Genomic DNA, 17,547 nt, shown 5'->3' with positions numbered 1-17,547 from the left:
AAATTATCCTTCTTTTGAAAATGCTTTCGTTACGATTTCTGCTTGTTCTTTTTTGTGTACGTTAGAAAATCCTGTCGCAGGAGATGCCGACGATTTTCTGCTGATCAATTTAAAGTCTCTGAACATGTCGAAACGAAGAAGGTACGTCCAGTATCCCTGGTTCTTAGCTTCTTCTTGTACCCACACTGTTTCAGCGCCTTTATATTTCTCAAGAATTTTAGCTAATTGTTTTTCTGGTAAAGGGTGGATTTGTTCTAAACGAACAATCGCCACGTCATCGCGTTTATCAGCAATTTTTTTCTCATACATGTCGTAGTAAATCTTTCCTGTACAAAGAATTAAGCGAGTTACTTTTTTCCCTGTATTCGGATCGTCTAATACTTCCTGGAATCTTCCGTTAGAAAGTTCTTCACGAGTTGATGTACAACGAGGGTCACGAAGAAGTGACTTCGGAGTCATAACGATTGCTGGCTTTCTGAAGTTCCAAGCAATTTGACGGCGAAGTAAGTGGAACATGTTGGCAGGAGTCGTACAGTTAGCGACAACCACGTTGTTGTCAGCGGCCATCTGTAAGTATCTTTCCGGTCTTGCACTCGAGTGCTCAGGACCAGCTCCTTCATTTCCGTGTGGAAGTAACATAACCAGACCGTTCATTCTCTGCCATTTTACTTCAGCAGATGTGATGTACTGGTCGATCATAATCTGAGCTCCGTTTGAGAAATCCCCAAACTGTGCTTCCCAAATTGTTAGAGCTTGTGGAGATCCCCAAGCGTATCCGTATTCAAATCCAAGTACTGCGTACTCAGATAGAAGTGAATTGTATAATCCTACGCGACCTTGTTTTGGAGAAATGTTTTCCAGACCACAGTAAGCTTCGTTTGTTCTTTCATCAAACATTTTTGCCTGACGGTGAGAAAACGTTCCACGAACAACATCTTGCCCTGTGAATCTTAAAGGGTGACCTTCATCTAAAAGAGATCCGTAAGCAAGTAACTCTCCCAGTGCCCAGTCAAGTTTGTCGCCATCATAGAAAGCTTGTCTGTCATCAAGAACCTTTTGAGCTTTTTTCATCAACTCCATTCCGGCAGGAACAGTGTTGATAGCTTTTGCTACACGGTCTAAAACTTCGCGCTTAACACCAGTTGCTGGAGATTCATCAAATGAATTAGCATTTGAAAATTCCATTCCTTCCCAGTCTTTATGCGGGCCTTTAGATTTTTTTGGAACTTCATTCTGACGAACGTTATTAAATCTGTCTGATAGAAGTTGCTTGTAAGCATCCATCATATCAGCTGCAAGTTTTGCTTCGATTTTCCCTGATGCCATTAACTGGTCAAGGTATAACTCTCTTGGGTTTTTATGTTTTGTGATAAGCCCGTAAAGGTGTGGTTGAGTGTAACGAGGTTCATCCCCTTCGTTGTGACCATACTTTCTGTAACAAACGATATCGATAAAAATATCTTCGTTGAATTTTTGTCTGAATTCTACTGCAAGCTCAACAGCGTACACAACGGCTTCAGGATCATCTCCGTTAACCTGAATGATTGGCACTTCAATCGCTTTAGCAACAGACACACAGTATTGAGATGAACGAGCATCTTCAATGTCTGTCGTAAATCCGATTTGGTTATTGATAACCATATGGATTGATCCACCAACGTTGTAAGCTTTAAGCTTACTCATTTGAAGTGTTTCATAAACTACACCCTGGCCAGCCACTGCTGCATCACCATGGATAATAATAGGAATAACTTTTGAGAAGTCGTTGTTGTAGTGATTGTCTTCAAGAGCACGACAGTAACCGATGGCCACTGGAGCAACCGTTTCAAGATGCGAAGGGTTTGGAAGAAGTTTTACGAAAACTTCTTTGTCCATCATGGTCTTTTGAACAGATGTAAATCCCATGTGGTACTTAACATCTCCCGTGTGACCTGAAAGCTCTTCTTGTGATCCACCTTCGAATTCTGTGAAGATGTACTCGTAAGTTTTTCCTACAGTGTTAGCAAGAACGTTTAAGCGACCTCTGTGGGCCATACCAATAACGAATTCTTTTGCTCCAAGCTCCGCCCCTTTGTTGATGATAGCATCAAGAGCAGGAATTGTTGCTTCCCCACCTTCCAGTGAGAATCTTTTTTGTCCAACGTACTTTGTTTGAAGGAAGTTTTCAAAAACGTTCGCTTCATTTAATTTTTGTAGGATTCTTTTTTTCTTATCAATTGAGATTTCAATCTTCTTTGCAGTTGATTCAATCTTCTCTCTCATAAAACGACGGATGTCCGTGTTGTTTGAGTGCATGTATTGGAAACCAATTTTTGCACAGTAGATTTCTTTCATGTGATCTAAGATTTGATCTAGAGTCGCAGGACCTATTCCTAAGAACTCACCACATTGAAAAACTGTTTTTCTATCAGCATCTGATAGACCGTACTCTTCAAGAGAGATTCTTGCTTTTCTATCTCTTCTTGGACGAATTGGATTCGTATCAGCTAATAAGTGACCACGAGATCTGAATGATTGAATAATACGGAAGACATTAATTTCTGCGCGAAGTTTCGCATCAGTGATTCCTTCTCCAGAAGTTCCGGCCGTTCCAAAGCTTCCGCTTTGAAATTCGAAACCTTGAAAAAATCTCTGCCATGATTCATCAACTGATTCAGGATTAGATCTGAAGTTGTCGTAAAGTGAATCGATAAAAGTAATGTCGGAGCTTGATAGGGCTGAAAAATCGAAAATTTTAGACATATACACCTTGAAACAAAAAAACACCGTGAGTGTTTTACTCGGTTAAAATTTTGGTATCTATAATATAGCTCTAAGATACCAAAATTTTAAGCTTTATTTCTTATTAGGAAGAAATGTCTAGTGTGCTCAAAGGTTATAAAATGATGCCTATTGCAAGCAGCATTTTTTAGCTTTTTTTCCAGATCCGCATGAGCATGGATCGTTACGGCCGATTTTAGGTTCGCTTCTTCTCACAGTGTTATTTCTCATAACACCATCAACGAAAAACCACTCTCCATCGACTTTTTCAAAAGTGCTTAATTCATGGTGAGTTTGCTCAGCACCATTGAAGATAAACTTACATTTAAACTCAACTTTTCCAGTTGAATCTTTCTCTGTGCCTTTCTCAGTTTCGCGAATCTCTAAACCTAACCACTCTGAGTTTGTCGCCCACGAAGTGACCCCTTCCATGTCCAGGTCTTTACGCCCTGAAGGAATATGAGTTTTTTCGACATAATCAAGTTGTCCTGTCGCGAATGCTGAGTAGCGTGATCTCATAAGCTTTTCAGCTGTAGGCGCCTTTTTTGTGCCTTTAAGAAATGGTTCACAACAATCTGAAAAATTTTGAGACGATCCGCATGGACAAGCTTTCATAATAACCCCTATTAAAATCTAAATAATAAATCCGTAAAATGTGTGCTCTCTTCATCAAAGTGAACTTTGGATTCCAAGAGTCTGCTAGAAATAAAAGTAAAGTGCGGACGGATAAGTTTTAAGTACTTTTCGCGCGTTCTATGAATCGCGTACTCGTCCTTAAACTCCAGGTCACTCACTTGTCTTTTAAGTTCTAGATTAGTAGGAACTGAAAAATAAAGATAGCGAATTCTTTGGGAGAGCACTGGCATAATAAACTCAATCTCTTCATCTGATAAATACTGAAAGACCGATGTGCAAAGGCCGAGATCATAAGTTTTTTCGCGCTTATTTTCTTTTTTTGCCCAACTTAAAAGATCGGTATTCTCCAACGTGAGTTTGGTACTTTCTGCTGGAGAAATCTTCTTTTTAGAGACGATATCAAAAGCGTGTTTTGATGGCTCGATTCCATGGGCCCTATACGGCACAAAAGTTTTCATCACTTCTTTAAATAAAATTCCCAAACCAAAACCAAGATCGATCACGCTGCTGATGTCGACATACTCAAGACCAAAAATCGCCTTCATATATTCGGCGTGCTCTTTAGCATTAACAATGTTGTCCATCTCTTCAGGATCGGCATAATTGACGTCCCAATACTCTTTCGAGAATCCTTTCGCGCCTAATTTCTCAGCTTCTGATTTAGTCTCTTTTTTCATTATGCTAGCTTTGTTACGGCCGAATAAACTGCGACGAAAACCGCCACAACACTAATCCAAACGCAAAACCCTTTGAACTTTTTTTGCTCAACTCTAAACAGAGTGACTAAAGCTAAATTTAAAATAATCCAGCAAGTAATCTTCACAATAACCCATAATGGGAACGGTTCAGTATGCTTAAAGCCCAGACGAGCAATTAGCCCCATCCCGCCAACAAAAACTAAAAAGCTTAAAAAACCCACAACAATTTTAAAAGTCTTGTTTGGAATCCATCTTCCTTCCGCTACAACTCCCCCCATGGCAGATACCACCATAAAAAGTGTAAAGATGTGCAGAATCTTATAGGTTTCATAACTGATCATGATTTTGATCTCCTTATATTAAAACTTGAGTGTATCACTACTATATCTTTTGCCTTTGAGATTATCAAATTGTTCATTAGAATAAACCTATGCAAAACTGGACATCGAAAACTTACCGCAAAGAAGATAAAATTTATCGAGGCGCATTTAATTATTACCGCAACGAGAATATTTACGCCGAAGAAAATTTCGATGTTTATCGCGATAAAAAAGACCAGAGTTATCACTATATCTCAGAAGCCGTGGTTAAAGTTACCACTGGAGAAATCTTAAATATTCACGTCGAGTATAGCGTCAATAAAGAGTACATCCCCACTTTTGTCTTAGTTGAAAAAGTGATGGGAAAAGAGACGACTAAAGAAACTTACGAGTACAATTCAAAAAGAAACCACCTCGTTTACAAGTTCACTAGTACAAAAAACGAAGAGTTCACGGCCGAAATCGTGACTGCTCCTAAATACCATATCTCTACTCCCATAGCAGCAAGTTCAATGCTCTTCATGAGATCAAAGAAATTCGATGCCAGCGGGAAAAACTCTTTCAATATTTTAGTTGGATTCAATCAATGGGAATATAAAGAGACGCCATTTTTCAAAAACGTCATCCTAGAACGCGCCAGTCTTACAACTGAGAAGATGAATATCGACGGACAAAACGTGCAAGCGACTCAATTTCGTATGTACGACGAGGGAACTGACTTTAAGAACATTAAAGAGCCACCTCACGTAAAAATCTTCATCAGCCAGCACGGCGGTATTCCTTACATGATCCGTACTGACGATGGGACGAAAATTCAAATTAAGTATTTGAATGATCTGACTGAGAAAGAGTAGATTCTGACTCACTAGTATCTTTATTCAAAATAAAATCCCCAATCTGCTCACATGCTTCAGCTAATGTCGCACGCTCAAGATTGTACGGCTCCATTAGTTTAACCAACTTCTCCATCGTCTTGCCTTTCCAACTCTTCACGCGGTTATCAACGATAATAACCCCACCATAATCTCTTTCAGTACGAAGCAGTCTTCCCAATTTCTGGTGAAGAGATCTCGTCCTATGGGCCAGATAATAATCTGTGAATTCATTGCCTAAATGAGACTCATAAAAATCACGACGCTCATTAATAACTAAATCCATTCTTAAATCAGGAACCTTATCAACGAAAATAAATTGAAGTGCGTCTCCCGGAATGTCGATCCCTTCCCCGAATGACTCCATTCCAAGTAAGATTCCCGATCCCGAGCGCTTAAAGTCTTCAACCACACTCGTCCCCATACCTTGAATGAATAGTGGAATTTGCCCTTCGAATTCACGCAGTAATAGTTCACGAGCGACTTCAAAGCGAGACTTCGCCGAAAATAATAATAACGTTCTACCGCCAAGCTTTTGAATCAAAGGCTTGATCGTTTTCAAGTTGTGCTCAACAAAATTCTGCTGATATAAAGACGGCCCGTCATCACATAAGAACACTTTCGTATTTTTCTTATAATCAAACGTAAACGGTAAGTACGTTCCCGTTTTAAAGCGTCTCTCTGGCTCTAGATATGAATACCCAGTCGCCCACTCAATCCCACGAGCTCCAGTGTCTCCTGTCCCGTTTGCCAGTGTTGCAGATGTAAAGATGACTGAGGCAGAAGTTTTAAGTAACTGCTCATTCACAATTCTTCCCACATCAACAGGTGAAGAAGAAAATAAGTACCCATCAGAGTCCAAATACTTCATCGAACGGCAGTAGTTAGGAGCATCTTTTAATAAATTTTCAAATGTTAAAACATAGTCCGACAACTGAGAGAAAAAAGACTCCCATCTGGTAAAGGCAATAATCTCATTTTCACTTTTTAAATTCTTCACATCAAATCGTCCCGCGTACGGAAGGAAGTGATTCATATAAGTCTCAAGAATAAAGTGCACACTCTCCAATGAATTGAGAATCGAAGTGGCAATTTGCTCTTTATGAGTCTCACGATTAATCATCGGAAGCTCATTCCAGAATAGTTCAGTGTATTTCGGCATACGCTTGAAATACAATCCCATTTTCTCACCCAACGGAGTTAAGTGATCCATCAGCATCGTATAAGCTTTAAGTGTTTCTTCACGGAGAGTTTTAATCACTTCACTCGACTCACCTGGCGTGGTTTCGTTTTGAGCAAGAAGATAAAATAAAGACCCCACACCTTGAAGATGCTGAAGATTAGAAATATAAATTTCAAAACTTTTTTGATCGATTTCCAGCGAGTACGCTTTCGTCGCTTCTTCTTCAATTTTATGTGCCTCATCCACTACGATATGAAGTGGTCTCGGCATCCCTTTTGGCCATGAGAACATTAAAGAATGGTTCCCAATAATAATATTGGCCTCACGGGCATCACGAAGTCCACCAATGTAGCTACAGTTATTTTTAAACGGACAATTGTTTCCAGAACAAGACCTGAAATCAACCGCAATTTCTTTTTCTTTTTTCGAAAGTGCTTCATTCTTTCTTTTTAAAACATAAGGAAGATCATCACGAATTAATTTATCGCTGTTTTTTGCTCTACTGTTATGAAAAAAGACTGTTTCAAAATAAAGCGAGGTAAATGCACTATCAAAATCCTGAGAATAACCAAGCAGTGAATTCTCACTTTCTTCCTGACGAAATAACGATTCACAAAGATGGTTATTAGACCCTACTAAAAGTTTAATTTTCATTTCATCTTCAGTTAAACCTAAAAACTCCCTCACCTGAGGAACGTCTTTATCAAAGGCCTGATGCTGAAGTGTTTTTGTCCCCGTTGCAATCAGCACCGGCTTTTTTTCTTCCATCGAAAATAAAACCGCTGGAATCAAATACCCAAACGTCTTCCCGGTTCCGGTAGGAGCTTGAATTAAACTGTGAATACTATTTTTTAGCGACTGCCCCGCTTTCACGGCCAGATCGATCTGTGCCTGACGTTTTCTATAAAGCGGAAACATCTCTTTAATTTTTTCTTCGTTATTGAAAATGTCTTTGATATTTTGCCCGCTAAAAGCGAGATCAAAATTCTTCTTAACAGGTTTTGGTTTTACGATTTCAGGAAATCTCTTTCCCCAGATTTGAATTCTGGCGATTTCAGTATGAGCGTCCAGATCAAAATCAATCTGAGAGGCAATCTCATAAAGCTCGTCATCACTTAAGTGTAAAAAGTTCATCAGCCAAAATTCATCAGCTAAAATTTTCTTTTCTAATAATTGTAATTTTAAAAACTGATAAAGAGCTTTATCTAATCTGGTAAGTTTAGCAGAGACTAAGACGACTTTTAATAAATCGAGTGAGTCTTCATACCCTCTGTGAGTTTCAGTCTCAGCAATTTTCCAGTCCTGGATAAAGTGCTCAAGTTTAAGCGAAGAGTATTCTGGAAACAAAAGGCCCAGAAGCAACATAGTATCGCAGTACTCTTCACGAGTCGTCCCATCATCAATCTTATCAAATGATCTCTTTAAAAATCCCTGCTCAAAATCGGAGTTGTGAGCAATCAGTTTTACACCGTAAAGCTCTTGTAGTTCTTTTTCGACTTCTCTCCACGTCGGAGCGTGGCTCAGCATCTTGGGTGTAATCCCAGTTAACTTTTGAATGAATGAAGAAAGCTCGCCCGGGTACTGAACCAGGCTTGAGTATTTTTGAACAAGCTTAGTGCCTTCAAATAATAAAAACCCTAAATCAATTACTTGATCGTAACTAGCATCCGCTCCAGTCGTTTCAACGTCGATGACGGCCCATTTTGAAAGCCTATGATCCATTTTAATTCCTGATTTTGTGTGTGTGGGTGATTTCCAAACTTTAATATGTTTTTATCACTATGAAAAAGCAATTGATTTAGACTTCGCGTAAACATTGAATAAACGCACCAAATCTATTATGGTGAGGAACTCAAGTTTTATAGGATAATCCATGACAACTGCAGTTGTATTTCAGATTCAATCATTTCTTATTTATTCACTTATGGTTTTCGGAATCACTAAGAGGAAAAATAGAAAAATTCATGTTCCCACAATGAGCGTTGTACTTATTTGGGATGTTATTTTAATCCTACAAATTGAGTTGGGAAGAGACGCTGTCGCTAAAGCTTCTAAAGCATTAGTAAACCCTATGATCTTAAACGTGCACGTCACTTTTGCTGTGCTCTCAGTTATTTTTTATGTTTTACTAGTAGTTACAGGAAGAAAACTGCTTAAGGGTGACCGCACCATCAGACCTCGTCACCGCCTTTTCGGTTGGACGGCCTTCGCTCTTAGAACACTTACATTAATTACAAGCTTTTTTGCAGTTATACCAAAATAGGAATTACATATATGGCATTCGAAAACGTAAAAGCACTTATCAAATCTGGATTACCTGACGCTCACGTCGAGGTGAACGATATGACTGGCACAGCTGACCATTTAGACATCATGATCGTAAGTGATCAGTTCAAAGGAAAGATGTTAATCGCTCAACACCAGATGGTAATGGATCTATTAAAAGAAAGTTTAAAAGCAGAAATCCATGCCGTTCAATTAAAAACTATGGACTTTGCCACAGCTGAAAAGCGTGGAATTCAACTTAAATAATCAAAAGGGAGATATATTATGACTAACCCATTCGCAGTCGTTCAAAGAACAGCAGTAGAAGAAGAAAACAAAAACTTAGATATTAATACTCGTATTAAAAACCTAATCGATTCTTCTCCAATTTTCTTATTCATGAAAGGCGTGCCTGATATGCCTCAGTGTGGATTCTCTGCAAACGTTATCAGAATCCTTGACCACCACGGAGTCAGCTACAAGACGTTTAATATCCTGTCTGACATGGATATCAGAGACGGTGTAAAGCAATTCTCTAACTGGCCGACATACCCACAACTATACGTTAAGGGACAACTTGTTGGTGGTAACGATATCGTTACTGAGTTAATGCAAAATGGTGAATTAGAAGAATTATTAAAAGCGTAAATTTTAGATTTTAGCGAGCGGGTATTAAAAGTATCCGCTCACTATGCTGTCAGCATATCCTGTTCAATTTCTTTAATCAGTTCATCCAGGTCAAACGGCTTCGAAAAGAACTTTCTCGCTCCCGCTCTCACTGCATCCTCTGTACTCACATCAGCTTGTCCTGACACGAAAAAGAACACTGGTTTTTTATTCATTTTATTAACGTGTGATAAAACGGCCATACCGTTTCCATTGGGCATTTTATAGTCAGATACGACTATATCAATAGCTTGAGAATCTAGAAGCTTAATTGCATCGTTTCCACAAACAGCTGTCATTGTCTGATAACCGCAGTAACGAAATTCCTCTTCCATTAATTCAAGAATGTCTGGCTCATCATCAACGATGAGAACCATCAAATTTTTACGTTCAACCATTAAACTATTATAGTCGAAAACGCTGCATCAAATCTTAATTTTTTATTGGTTTTGCTATAAATAAATTTAAGACTCTTAGCGAAAACTTATTTATGAGCGTAATGAAATCTTAATATTGCAGTGGCTCAAACAAAATTTCCTATAGAGATGGCCTAAATTTATCGCGTTTACGATAAACAAGGGCCGCCCCAGCAAACACTGCTCCAGCAATGAAAACATAGTAAAAATTGAAGATAAAATAAAGCGTATAAGCGAAGCCTCTGATGACTGCTCTGATCCCTTCGTGCTGATAAATCATTAAGGCATACTTAGGGGCCGTCTCATAATAAATATTGATGAAAGCGCGTCCAAGATAAGATTGAGAAAGAACGGTATCTCTGAAATGTCTAAAATATGAGATTACATAGTGGTCTTCACCAAAGCCAGCTGTTAGTAAAAAGCAGGCATTTTTCTTTAAAAGCTCTTCGATTGCTTTTGCCTCACCTAACGCATCATCAGATAAAACTGTTCCGAATTTATACTGGTCTTCAAGTAAAACAGAGAGAAAATATTGTGAATCATTCTCTAAATTATTAACAGTCACCTCACCCGAATAGGCGTAAGCAAACTCAGTTGTATAAAGACGTGATCCCGCCTGAGCTGTGTAATAATTCTGAATGGGCTGGTTCACAATTCCTGGTGCACCATCATGAATAAAAACTCTCATCGCTTTTGGAGATGCAATATTTGTCGTTGATGTATAAGAAATAATAACTCGTTTATCACCACTTCTAATGGCCGTAATGACAGGAAGAACCTGAGTGCTGTCATAAATACGATTACTCATATTCACTTCAAAAAAGATCCCACCCGGATAGGCCGTCACTGGATCAATATCTTGCGGGATCGTAAGAGCTTGGTCTGCCGAAAGAAAGAAATAAACCATCAATTTTTTTTCAGTATTAGAAGTCGCCGCAAAATTATCACAATCGGCCTGCTGAGAACACAACTCAGGAGTTGTCAGTGGAACAGTTTCATTTCTGTTCGTCACACTATTATAAGGTGTCGTAAAAATCTTCTTCGTTAACCTGTAAGGATTCGACGCTGTCGACGTGGCCTTAACTGCAACATACAACCATCTATCACCAGCACCTACGTTAACATAAAGAGGGAACTGAATATTTGTCCCAGCATCTGCTTTAGAAAAAAGTGTCGTTACGCCTTTCTCAATAATATAATTGGCCTGCCCATTAGGACCACCCATCGGCACGTAAACTTTTGCAGGCGCAGCTTCTGTCGGAGTCTTCGTTGTCGAAACAACATTCAATGGAAAAGTAATATTTGTTTTTCCATTCATAGCAAAATCAATATCTGGATTTAAAGCGATGCTATCAGCTGCAAATGATTGAGCTGCCCATAGAGTCAGGAATGACAGAAGTAAGTATTTTTTCATCATAAAATTATCTCTTTTATATCATCTAAACGTCAATGAATTATGGATTGATTTATCCCAATAAATTCTATAGGTTCTCTACTATGGAAGATTTTTTAATCAACATTAACGGCAATCTGATGAAAGGCCCTGAAGCTCAGATCTCGGTATTTGACCGAGGCTTCCTCTACGGCGATTCAGTCTATGAGGCCACTCGCACCTTCGACAAGAAGCCTTTTCGTCTCGAGCGCCATATTGATCGCCTTTTTCTCTCGGCCGAAAAAATCTCCCTCATCCCTACTTACTCAAAAGAAGTCATCACCAGCGAAGTGTTAAAAACAGTTGAAGCGTCTCCTTACCAGAACGTCACCATAAGAATTGTTCTCACTCGCGGAACCAACAGTGACCTAGGCCTTGATACAGAATTATCCGGCCCTAATAATCTGGTCATCTTTACTAAAGAAATTAAGCCCAACCCTGCATGGTGGGTCACTGACGGCGTTTCGATGATCTTCTATCAAAAACAAATCGAAGCCTCTGGATCGCTCCCGAAAACCGGAAACTACCAGGAAAACATCCTCGCTAACCGCGAGGCGCACGAGCGTGCTGCCTACGATGCTTTCCTCATCAATACTCATGGATTCGTCACTGAGGGCACAACCAGCAACGCCTGGATCATCAAGGACGGAACATTATATACTCCGCCCCTGGCCGACGGAGTGCTGGACGGCTTAACCAGAAAAACTTTGATCGAGATGTCTAAAGATGGCAGGCTTCCGTTGCCTCTAATTGAAAAAAGTCTCACGAAAAAAGACTTTATAGATGCCGACGAGTGCTTTATAACTAGCACTACGCGAAATATTGTCCCAGTCACGAAAATCGAGAACCACGCAGTCAAAAATGGCCGCCCGGGACTCCAAACGCTTGAACTCCTTAAACTATATTTAGATTTTGTGAAGTAAACGTGTTTTTCTCATCTTGACATGACAATTGCTTGCCGGTATTACTAACGGACGTATTTTTTATTAAATCACAACTCCAAAAAGTTGAAGTTGTTACAAAGTTAATCATATTTAGGGGTCAGTTCATGGCAAGAAGTACTACAGGTAGAAGCCGTTTTAAAATCCAAAGATCATTAGGAATTGAAATTCCAGGTCTAGGAAAAGCAGGCGCTTTAGAAAGAAGACCATACGGTCCAGGACAACACGGTAACAAGAGAAAGAAAATCTCTGACTTTGCTGTTCGTCAAAAAGAAAAACAAAAACTTAGATACCACTACGGAATCAGAGAAGGTCAATTAGTTAACTACGTAAAGAAAGCTAAAAAAGACAAGTCTCAAGCGTGGATGGATTCTCTTTTAATTACTCTTGAAAGAAGACTTGCTAACGTAATCTTCAGACTTAACTGGGCTCCATCGATGCTGGCTGCAAACCAAATGGTTTCTCACCAACACGTACTAGTTAACGGAAAGAAAATCAGCGTAGCTGGTTACACTATCCAAAAAGGTGACGTAATCACTCTTACAGAAAGAGGATTCGCTTCTCTTAACTACCAACAAGCTCAGGCAACTCCAAGACTTCCTTCGGTTCCTGCTTGTTACACAATCAATGGAAAAATTGCTACAGCTGTAGACCTTCCACTTCCAAGTGATATTCCTTTCGAATACGCTGGTCAGTTGGTAACGGAATTCTATTGGAAAGTTAAACCATAATTTTCACGAAATTCAAAAAAGGCTCCCTCTGGGAGCCTTTTTTTTTGCCTAAATTTCAATTCTATTTTTGATTTCTGATTTTTGAAGACGCTAAATTTTTGTACGGGTGGTCTGGAAGAACGATAATTTCAATTTTTGGATTGATCTCTTTAATTTTTTTTATCTGATCACTGTATTCTTCGACATCATACTCTCTGGGAACAACGTAAAGTTTCGTCAAAGCATTCAAAAGTTTCTCTGGTTCATTCCATTTCAAGAGACTCATGAAAGAGTCATCCCCCATCAGGAAATTTTTCTCACGGATATTAACCAGTGGAAGCCAGTTCGCTGTAGGATTTGGTTTATTTCGGCCAAAAAATCCCGGGTAAACTGAGTATGGAGTGTCTGCTAAAGTCTGGCACAAATGCATAAAATCATCATAAGGATTCATTTTATCCATCTGCTCTTTGTGTGGATTGCAATCCAGAACTAAAACGATGTTTTTCTCAGGGCAAAGCTCGAGACAGCTCATGTGCCCCAGGTGAAATGGAAAAAAGCTTCCACCAAAAAATGTCACCGAGTCTGTGATCTCGTGCTTGAGAATGTCTTTTTTAATCTGGCCCTTGGGAGTCGACGACATCACCGGCATGAATTTAAAAAAATCTCCCAGACCAATTAAAAGATTGAGCTGATCAAGTTGTGAGAGGTCTTCAAGTTTATAAATATCACACCATTCATCATGGTGATCGCCACCCAAATGAGCACTATCGAGTCTTACCTCGAGTGAATTTCTAAATTCTAGCGGATAAAGCAACTGCATTTTATTTGTCCCTTACTCGAAATCACGGTCCATTAATGTTTTTCTTCCTTCACTCTTCGCGCGCTCAATGGCACGGTCAGTTTGCCTTCTCACGATTCGAGAAAGGGCCTCCATCACGTTGGCCGAAGTGTTCATATCGTACTTATCTTTTACGTATTGTTTTAACTTTGAGGCCACGATAAGAACTTCTTCCTCATTGGCACTGCCAGCACTCGACGATTCTGATGTCCTATTGGTCACCAGGATTCTTCTCTGAGCGTTTCCATCTTCTTCTGGCCGGTAGTTTTCTTTTTTAGGGGATCTGTTTTCTTCGGCCCATGAGCTTTTGTGATTCATAACCGGATTGTGAAGGTTCCAGCAGTCTACTGAGCAAAACACCATCTTTCTGCATGTACTAACGTTACACACCTGATAAATCGTATTAAACCCAATTTCTTTTTTACAGCTACCGCATTTTCGCCAATAAGTTGCTTCTGTCACTAAAAGACTCCCTTATACATTTCTAAAAAATTCAGTTATTATTATTTTATCATGAATTTTGAAACCGAATATAAAAACATCAATTTCAAGATTTCCCTAGAAAAGGAAATCTTCGAAGACGTCACTCTTTTAATGGGTGATAAATTTAATCGCCTTCCCAATCAAACAATGATTGAAATTAAAAAAGGAACTCTCGGGCCATACAATCTGATCATCACTTCATCTCAAAAAGATGGTGAGGAATACATACATTACATGAGTGGTATTCTTTTAACGACTGATGAAGAAGAAGTGCTGGATGAGTTGGGTTACTATCTTGAACAGGAAAATATCCTGGATGACATCGTAGCGATTCGTGAGAAATATTCAATTACGCCAGGTCCAGCTTGGAAAGTATCATAAAAAAGGCCTCCATTTCGGAGGCCTTTTTATTTCTATTTTAATTTTAAAATTAACGGCACTGAGAAGCGTTCATTACAACTCTTTCAACAGTTGTATTGTGTCCAGAGAACTGAGCAGCTTCTTCATTCGTATTAGCTACAGCGATTGATAGACCTACATCTCTAGAAGTTGTTCTATCAAAGTACTGGATCCATCTTGTTCCAAATCTAGTTTCCATATGAGTTGAACAGCTCATTCCACCATTTGGTAGAGGCCAGCAAGATTGAACCGGTTGTTGGTACTGGCAAGACTCAGTCGTTTGACCGATTCCTGATTCAGTTACGTTTGTCGCCACAGATCCGCTTAGATCTACTGGTTGACCAACTGTGGCTGATTTATAAGAGAATGTTCCGTTAGTTGGAATAGATCCATCTGGAATGTTGAATTCATATTTTTCATCGCTTTCGTTGTTTAAACGAAGAGTGATTTTCTTCTTAGTATTAGCTTTGATGTCTGCAGTGTAAGTCCCTACTGCAATCGTTCTAGAGTTCCCTCTTGAGTTCTCAAGCTTCACAGCTTTCGTTACGTTTAGTTGTCCTTCAATTCTCTCACAACCAGCAAATAGAGCAGCGGCAGCGATAAGTGGTAATAAAGTTTTCATAATAGCTCCTTATAAGGAATATAAAATTTGTCTATAAAACTTAGCCCACCCAAACCGTTCGGGCAATTCCCGAGTGTTAATGTAAGGTTTTGAGAAAAACCTCATATCTTACTAAATACACTTACAAACTGGGGTCACTTTGACACCAAACAAGTCTAAGACATCATTAGATGAGCGAACCTATAGATTTTACAAGATCCATTGATCGTAATGTCCTCGTGCGCTATACCCAGTCCACACATTACTACCTAGAGGGCCTTGTATGACACTAACAAAAAAAATTACGACGGCAGCATTGCTTGCAATGAGCACGACTTCGGCATTCGCTTCAGTAAAGACTGATGCAAGTTTCGATAAACTTTTAAAAACTTATAAAGTAGCTCCAACTACAGAGCAGTCATACTGCTACACAGATGAAAAAGGTGTTCTTCAAGGTAAGAACGTTGATTTACAAATTCGTCTGGCATCAGTATCGAAACTTTTAACATCTCTTTGGGCAGTTGAACAAAAAGGTGTGAACTATAGATACGACACTAAGCTTTTCATTAAAGGGAACAACCTTCACCTTCAAGGAAGCTTCGATCCATTCATGAGTAATGAAAAAATGCTTTTCCTTGTGTCTCAATTAAACACACTTGGGTACAAGCACTTTGATAAAATCACTTACGATAAAAATATTCAAATCAATCCAAACGCTCAAGTTCACACTGATGAATACCCGTTAATCACAAGAGACTCTAACGGAAAGAACATCAAAACTTATTTCAATACAGCTTCATGGTCTAAAGTTTTTAGAGCTGAGTACGATCGTTTAGCAAGTCTTGCTAAAAAAGACCGTTTTGTTAAAGATGTAAACTTCAGTGTTGATACTGTTGAGTATGTTGATTCAAATCCTCTTGCTGGGGACGATGTTAAAGTTTTAACTTTAACTTCACCTGAACTATACAAGTACTTAAAAGAAACAAACGTTAAGTCGAACAACTACTCTGCTCACACAATTTTTAGAGACCTAGGTGGAGCTGAAGGATTTGAGAAGTTTTTAGCTGATAGATTCAGCTTAACTGCTGATCAAATTAAACTTTATAATGGTTCAGGACTTCCATCGACAATTGATGGAAAAAGAGTTGATAACTATGCATCTTGCGCGATCATGGCCAACCTTATTTCTGAACTAAAAGCTTCTGCTGAAAGACAACAAAAAGAACTTGAAGATGTCGTTGCAGTTCCAGGTAACGATCAAGGGACTTTTAGAAACCGTCTGAACTCAGCTGACTTAAAAAATACATTCGTAGCAAAGACTGGAACACTTATGCACACATCAACTCTTGCAGGTGCGATGAGTACACAAAAAGGATTCAGCTTCTTTGGTGTGTTTAACCAGACAACTGATATCAACGGAGCAAAAGCTGTTCAAAATGAAATGGTAAAAGTTCTTTTAACTGAAATGGGTGGACCAAAAGTTTTTGGTTACCAGGTTGAAGGATTCCATGCTTATGACAATGATGAGAACGTGAAGAACTTCGATCTTGATCATGCAGAAGATGACTTTACTGCTATTGAAGGAAATCTACATTAATACAAAAAAAGCCCTCGAAAGAGGGCTTTTTTTGTATAATAACTTGTCTTGAATTACATAATCCGCAAAAAATAGCTGCAGCTATTTTTTAGATCTCTCTCGAAGATATTCAATAATCGGCGGTAAAACCGAAATCACAATAATCGCAATCATAACTAATTTAAAATTCTGTTGAACAAAAGCTAAATTCCCAAAAAAGTATCCCAACGGAATGAAAATAAAAATCCAGCTAACCGCTCCCACCACATTGTAAGTCATAAACTTTTTGTACGTCATCTCACCAATCCCCGCAACGAAAGGTGCGAAGGTGCGAACGATGGGAATAAAACGTGCGATGATAATCGTTTTAGCGCCGTACTTTTCATAAAAGGCCTGAGCTTTTAGCAGATGCCCTTTATTAAAAAACTTCGAATCATTTTTATAAAAAACTTTAGGGCCGACATACTTTCCAATCGTGTAGTTCAAACTATCGCCAAGAATAGCTGCTACCAGGAGAGTTAAAGAGATGGTCCAGAAATCAAACGATCCCCTTGCTGCAAAAGCTCCGATAGCAAAGAGTAGTGAGTCACCTGGAAGAAATGGCAGAACCACGACTCCTGTTTCACAGAAAATAATCATGAACAAAATTAAATAAGTCCAAGCATGGTAAGTTTGAATTAAATAATCAAGATGAACTTCAATGTGCAGAATGAAGTCGATAACAAGGTGAAGAAAATCCATTTTTTAAGGC

At 39.0% G+C, this 17,547-nt stretch carries 19 protein-coding genes; 8 read left to right on the top strand and 11 right to left on the bottom strand.

Translation table 11 applies throughout. The features are described 5' to 3' along the window. Positions 1-3 precede the first annotated feature (3 nt). From SHI21_RS08110 to SHI21_RS08095, 4 genes are all read right to left on the bottom strand, one after another. Positions 4-2,742, bottom strand: a complete 2,739-nt coding sequence (locus SHI21_RS08110; protein ID WP_323575837.1) for a 2-oxoglutarate dehydrogenase E1 component — start codon at positions 2,740-2,742, stop codon at positions 4-6. A gap of 147 nt (positions 2,743-2,889) precedes the next feature. Then, a complete protein-coding gene (locus SHI21_RS08105; RefSeq protein WP_323575836.1) occupies positions 2,890-3,375 on the bottom strand; it encodes a YchJ family protein in 486 nt (161 codons plus the stop codon). An 11-nt stretch (positions 3,376-3,386) separates the two neighbouring features. Continuing rightward, a complete protein-coding gene (locus SHI21_RS08100) occupies positions 3,387-4,073 on the bottom strand; it encodes a class I SAM-dependent methyltransferase (protein ID WP_323575835.1) in 687 nt (228 codons plus the stop codon). Then, positions 4,073-4,435 (bottom strand): SirB2 family protein, encoded by a 363-nt coding sequence (locus SHI21_RS08095; protein WP_323575834.1) that lies wholly within the window; start codon positions 4,433-4,435, stop codon positions 4,073-4,075. Before SHI21_RS08095 ends, SHI21_RS08100 begins: the two co-directional genes overlap by 1 nt. A gap of 89 nt (positions 4,436-4,524) precedes the next feature. On the opposite strand from SHI21_RS08095, the gene SHI21_RS08090 reads away from it, so the two are divergent. Beyond that, positions 4,525-5,268 carry a hypothetical protein gene (locus tag SHI21_RS08090; RefSeq protein ID WP_323575833.1) on the top strand — a complete coding sequence of 248 codons (744 nt, stop codon included), beginning with the start codon at positions 4,525-4,527 and terminating at the stop codon, positions 5,266-5,268. Here SHI21_RS08090 and SHI21_RS08085 read toward each other — a convergent pair. Next, on the bottom strand, positions 5,234-8,191 hold the full coding sequence (locus SHI21_RS08085; RefSeq protein WP_323575832.1) for a helicase C-terminal domain-containing protein: 2,958 nt from the start codon (positions 8,189-8,191) through the stop codon (positions 5,234-5,236). The genes SHI21_RS08090 and SHI21_RS08085 overlap by 35 nt on opposite strands. Positions 8,192-8,342: 151 nt before the next feature. Between SHI21_RS08085 and SHI21_RS08080 the strand changes: the two genes are divergently transcribed. Genes SHI21_RS08080 through grxD form a run of 3 tightly spaced genes read left to right on the top strand, consistent with a single transcriptional unit; the run spans position 8,343 to position 9,382 of the window. Then, complete coding sequence (locus SHI21_RS08080) at positions 8,343-8,732, top strand: hypothetical protein (protein ID WP_323575831.1); 390 nt, start codon at positions 8,343-8,345, stop codon at positions 8,730-8,732. A gap of 11 nt (positions 8,733-8,743) precedes the next feature. Further along, positions 8,744-9,001: a BolA family protein gene (locus SHI21_RS08075; RefSeq protein WP_323575830.1), complete on the top strand. Its 258-nt coding sequence runs from the start codon at positions 8,744-8,746 to the stop codon at positions 8,999-9,001. 18 nt (positions 9,002-9,019) lie between these two features. Then, a complete protein-coding gene (gene grxD / locus SHI21_RS08070; protein ID WP_323575828.1) occupies positions 9,020-9,382 on the top strand; it encodes a Grx4 family monothiol glutaredoxin in 363 nt (120 codons plus the stop codon). 41 nt (positions 9,383-9,423) lie between these two features. Here grxD and SHI21_RS08065 read toward each other — a convergent pair whose 3' ends face one another. Then, complete coding sequence (locus SHI21_RS08065; RefSeq protein WP_323575827.1) at positions 9,424-9,798, bottom strand: response regulator; 375 nt, start codon at positions 9,796-9,798, stop codon at positions 9,424-9,426. A 139-nt stretch (positions 9,799-9,937) separates the two neighbouring features. Further along, the gene (locus tag SHI21_RS08060; protein ID WP_323575826.1) at positions 9,938-11,233 is read right to left on the bottom strand and encodes a CFI-box-CTERM domain-containing protein; all 1,296 of its coding nucleotides are present in this window, start codon (positions 11,231-11,233) and stop codon (positions 9,938-9,940) included. An 80-nt stretch (positions 11,234-11,313) separates the two neighbouring features. Between SHI21_RS08060 and SHI21_RS08055 the strand changes: the two genes are divergently transcribed. Together SHI21_RS08055 and rpsD are read left to right on the top strand one after the other, a co-directional pair. Beyond that, on the top strand, positions 11,314-12,171 hold the full coding sequence (locus tag SHI21_RS08055; protein WP_323575825.1) for an aminotransferase class IV: 858 nt from the start codon (positions 11,314-11,316) through the stop codon (positions 12,169-12,171). A gap of 125 nt (positions 12,172-12,296) precedes the next feature. Further along, positions 12,297-12,920 (top strand): 30S ribosomal protein S4, encoded by a 624-nt coding sequence (gene rpsD, locus SHI21_RS08050; RefSeq protein WP_323575824.1) that lies wholly within the window; start codon positions 12,297-12,299, stop codon positions 12,918-12,920. A 61-nt stretch (positions 12,921-12,981) separates the two neighbouring features. Here rpsD and SHI21_RS08045 read toward each other — a convergent pair whose 3' ends face one another. After that, positions 12,982-13,719 carry a nucleotidyl transferase family protein gene (locus SHI21_RS08045; protein ID WP_323575823.1) on the bottom strand — a complete coding sequence of 246 codons (738 nt, stop codon included), beginning with the start codon at positions 13,717-13,719 and terminating at the stop codon, positions 12,982-12,984. A gap of 12 nt (positions 13,720-13,731) precedes the next feature. Continuing rightward, on the bottom strand, positions 13,732-14,199 hold the full coding sequence (locus SHI21_RS08040; RefSeq protein WP_323575822.1) for a hypothetical protein: 468 nt from the start codon (positions 14,197-14,199) through the stop codon (positions 13,732-13,734). 51 nt (positions 14,200-14,250) lie between these two features. Here SHI21_RS08040 and SHI21_RS08035 point away from each other — a divergent pair, with 51 nt between their 5' ends. Then, on the top strand, positions 14,251-14,601 hold the full coding sequence (locus SHI21_RS08035) for a hypothetical protein (protein ID WP_323575821.1): 351 nt from the start codon (positions 14,251-14,253) through the stop codon (positions 14,599-14,601). A gap of 49 nt (positions 14,602-14,650) precedes the next feature. Here the strand turns inward: SHI21_RS08035 and SHI21_RS08030 are convergent, their stop codons facing one another. After that, entirely contained in the window at positions 14,651-15,241 is a 591-nt protein-coding gene (locus SHI21_RS08030) for a hypothetical protein (protein WP_323575820.1), read from the bottom strand. 262 nt (positions 15,242-15,503) lie between these two features. Here SHI21_RS08030 and SHI21_RS08025 point away from each other — a divergent pair, with 262 nt between their 5' ends. Then, positions 15,504-16,817 (top strand): D-alanyl-D-alanine carboxypeptidase, encoded by a 1,314-nt coding sequence (locus tag SHI21_RS08025; protein ID WP_323575819.1) that lies wholly within the window; start codon positions 15,504-15,506, stop codon positions 16,815-16,817. Between the two features lie 81 nt (positions 16,818-16,898). On the opposite strand, the gene SHI21_RS08020 is transcribed toward SHI21_RS08025, so the two are convergent. After that, positions 16,899-17,537 carry a DedA family protein gene (locus tag SHI21_RS08020; protein WP_323575818.1) on the bottom strand — a complete coding sequence of 213 codons (639 nt, stop codon included), beginning with the start codon at positions 17,535-17,537 and terminating at the stop codon, positions 16,899-16,901. Positions 17,538-17,547: the final 10 nt, after the last annotated feature.

Origin of the sequence: Bacteriovorax sp. PP10 (assembly GCF_035013165.1) — a bacterium.
Lineage (GTDB): Bacteria > Bdellovibrionota > Bacteriovoracia > Bacteriovoracales > Bacteriovoracaceae > Bacteriovorax > Bacteriovorax antarcticus.
The sequence above is the reverse complement of the archived record's forward strand: the minus strand, read 5'-3'. Positions and strand labels throughout refer to the sequence as shown.

Excerpts from the sequence above, each read along its gene's own strand:
- SHI21_RS08110 (WP_323575837.1), bottom strand. The coding sequence starts at position 2,742 with ATGTCTAAAATTTTCGATTTTTCAGCCCTATCAAGCTCCGACATTACT.
- SHI21_RS08105 (WP_323575836.1), bottom strand. The coding sequence starts at position 3,375 with ATGAAAGCTTGTCCATGCGGATCGTCTCAAAATTTTTCAGATTGTTGT.
- SHI21_RS08100 (WP_323575835.1), bottom strand. The coding sequence starts at position 4,073 with ATGAAAAAAGAGACTAAATCAGAAGCTGAGAAATTAGGCGCGAAAGGA.
- SHI21_RS08095 (WP_323575834.1), bottom strand. The coding sequence starts at position 4,435 with ATGATCAGTTATGAAACCTATAAGATTCTGCACATCTTTACACTTTTT.
- SHI21_RS08090 (WP_323575833.1), top strand. The coding sequence starts at position 4,525 with ATGCAAAACTGGACATCGAAAACTTACCGCAAAGAAGATAAAATTTAT.
- SHI21_RS08085 (WP_323575832.1), bottom strand. The coding sequence starts at position 8,191 with ATGGATCATAGGCTTTCAAAATGGGCCGTCATCGACGTTGAAACGACT.
- SHI21_RS08080 (WP_323575831.1), top strand. The coding sequence starts at position 8,343 with ATGACAACTGCAGTTGTATTTCAGATTCAATCATTTCTTATTTATTCA.
- SHI21_RS08075 (WP_323575830.1), top strand. The coding sequence starts at position 8,744 with ATGGCATTCGAAAACGTAAAAGCACTTATCAAATCTGGATTACCTGAC.
- grxD (WP_323575828.1), top strand. The coding sequence starts at position 9,020 with ATGACTAACCCATTCGCAGTCGTTCAAAGAACAGCAGTAGAAGAAGAA.
- SHI21_RS08065 (WP_323575827.1), bottom strand. The coding sequence starts at position 9,798 with ATGGTTGAACGTAAAAATTTGATGGTTCTCATCGTTGATGATGAGCCA.
- SHI21_RS08060 (WP_323575826.1), bottom strand. The coding sequence starts at position 11,233 with ATGATGAAAAAATACTTACTTCTGTCATTCCTGACTCTATGGGCAGCT.
- SHI21_RS08055 (WP_323575825.1), top strand. The coding sequence starts at position 11,314 with ATGGAAGATTTTTTAATCAACATTAACGGCAATCTGATGAAAGGCCCT.
- rpsD (WP_323575824.1), top strand. The coding sequence starts at position 12,297 with ATGGCAAGAAGTACTACAGGTAGAAGCCGTTTTAAAATCCAAAGATCA.
- SHI21_RS08045 (WP_323575823.1), bottom strand. The coding sequence starts at position 13,719 with ATGCAGTTGCTTTATCCGCTAGAATTTAGAAATTCACTCGAGGTAAGA.
- SHI21_RS08035 (WP_323575821.1), top strand. The coding sequence starts at position 14,251 with ATGAATTTTGAAACCGAATATAAAAACATCAATTTCAAGATTTCCCTA.
- SHI21_RS08030 (WP_323575820.1), bottom strand. The coding sequence starts at position 15,241 with ATGAAAACTTTATTACCACTTATCGCTGCCGCTGCTCTATTTGCTGGT.
- SHI21_RS08025 (WP_323575819.1), top strand. The coding sequence starts at position 15,504 with ATGACACTAACAAAAAAAATTACGACGGCAGCATTGCTTGCAATGAGC.
- SHI21_RS08020 (WP_323575818.1), bottom strand. The coding sequence starts at position 17,537 with ATGGATTTTCTTCACCTTGTTATCGACTTCATTCTGCACATTGAAGTT.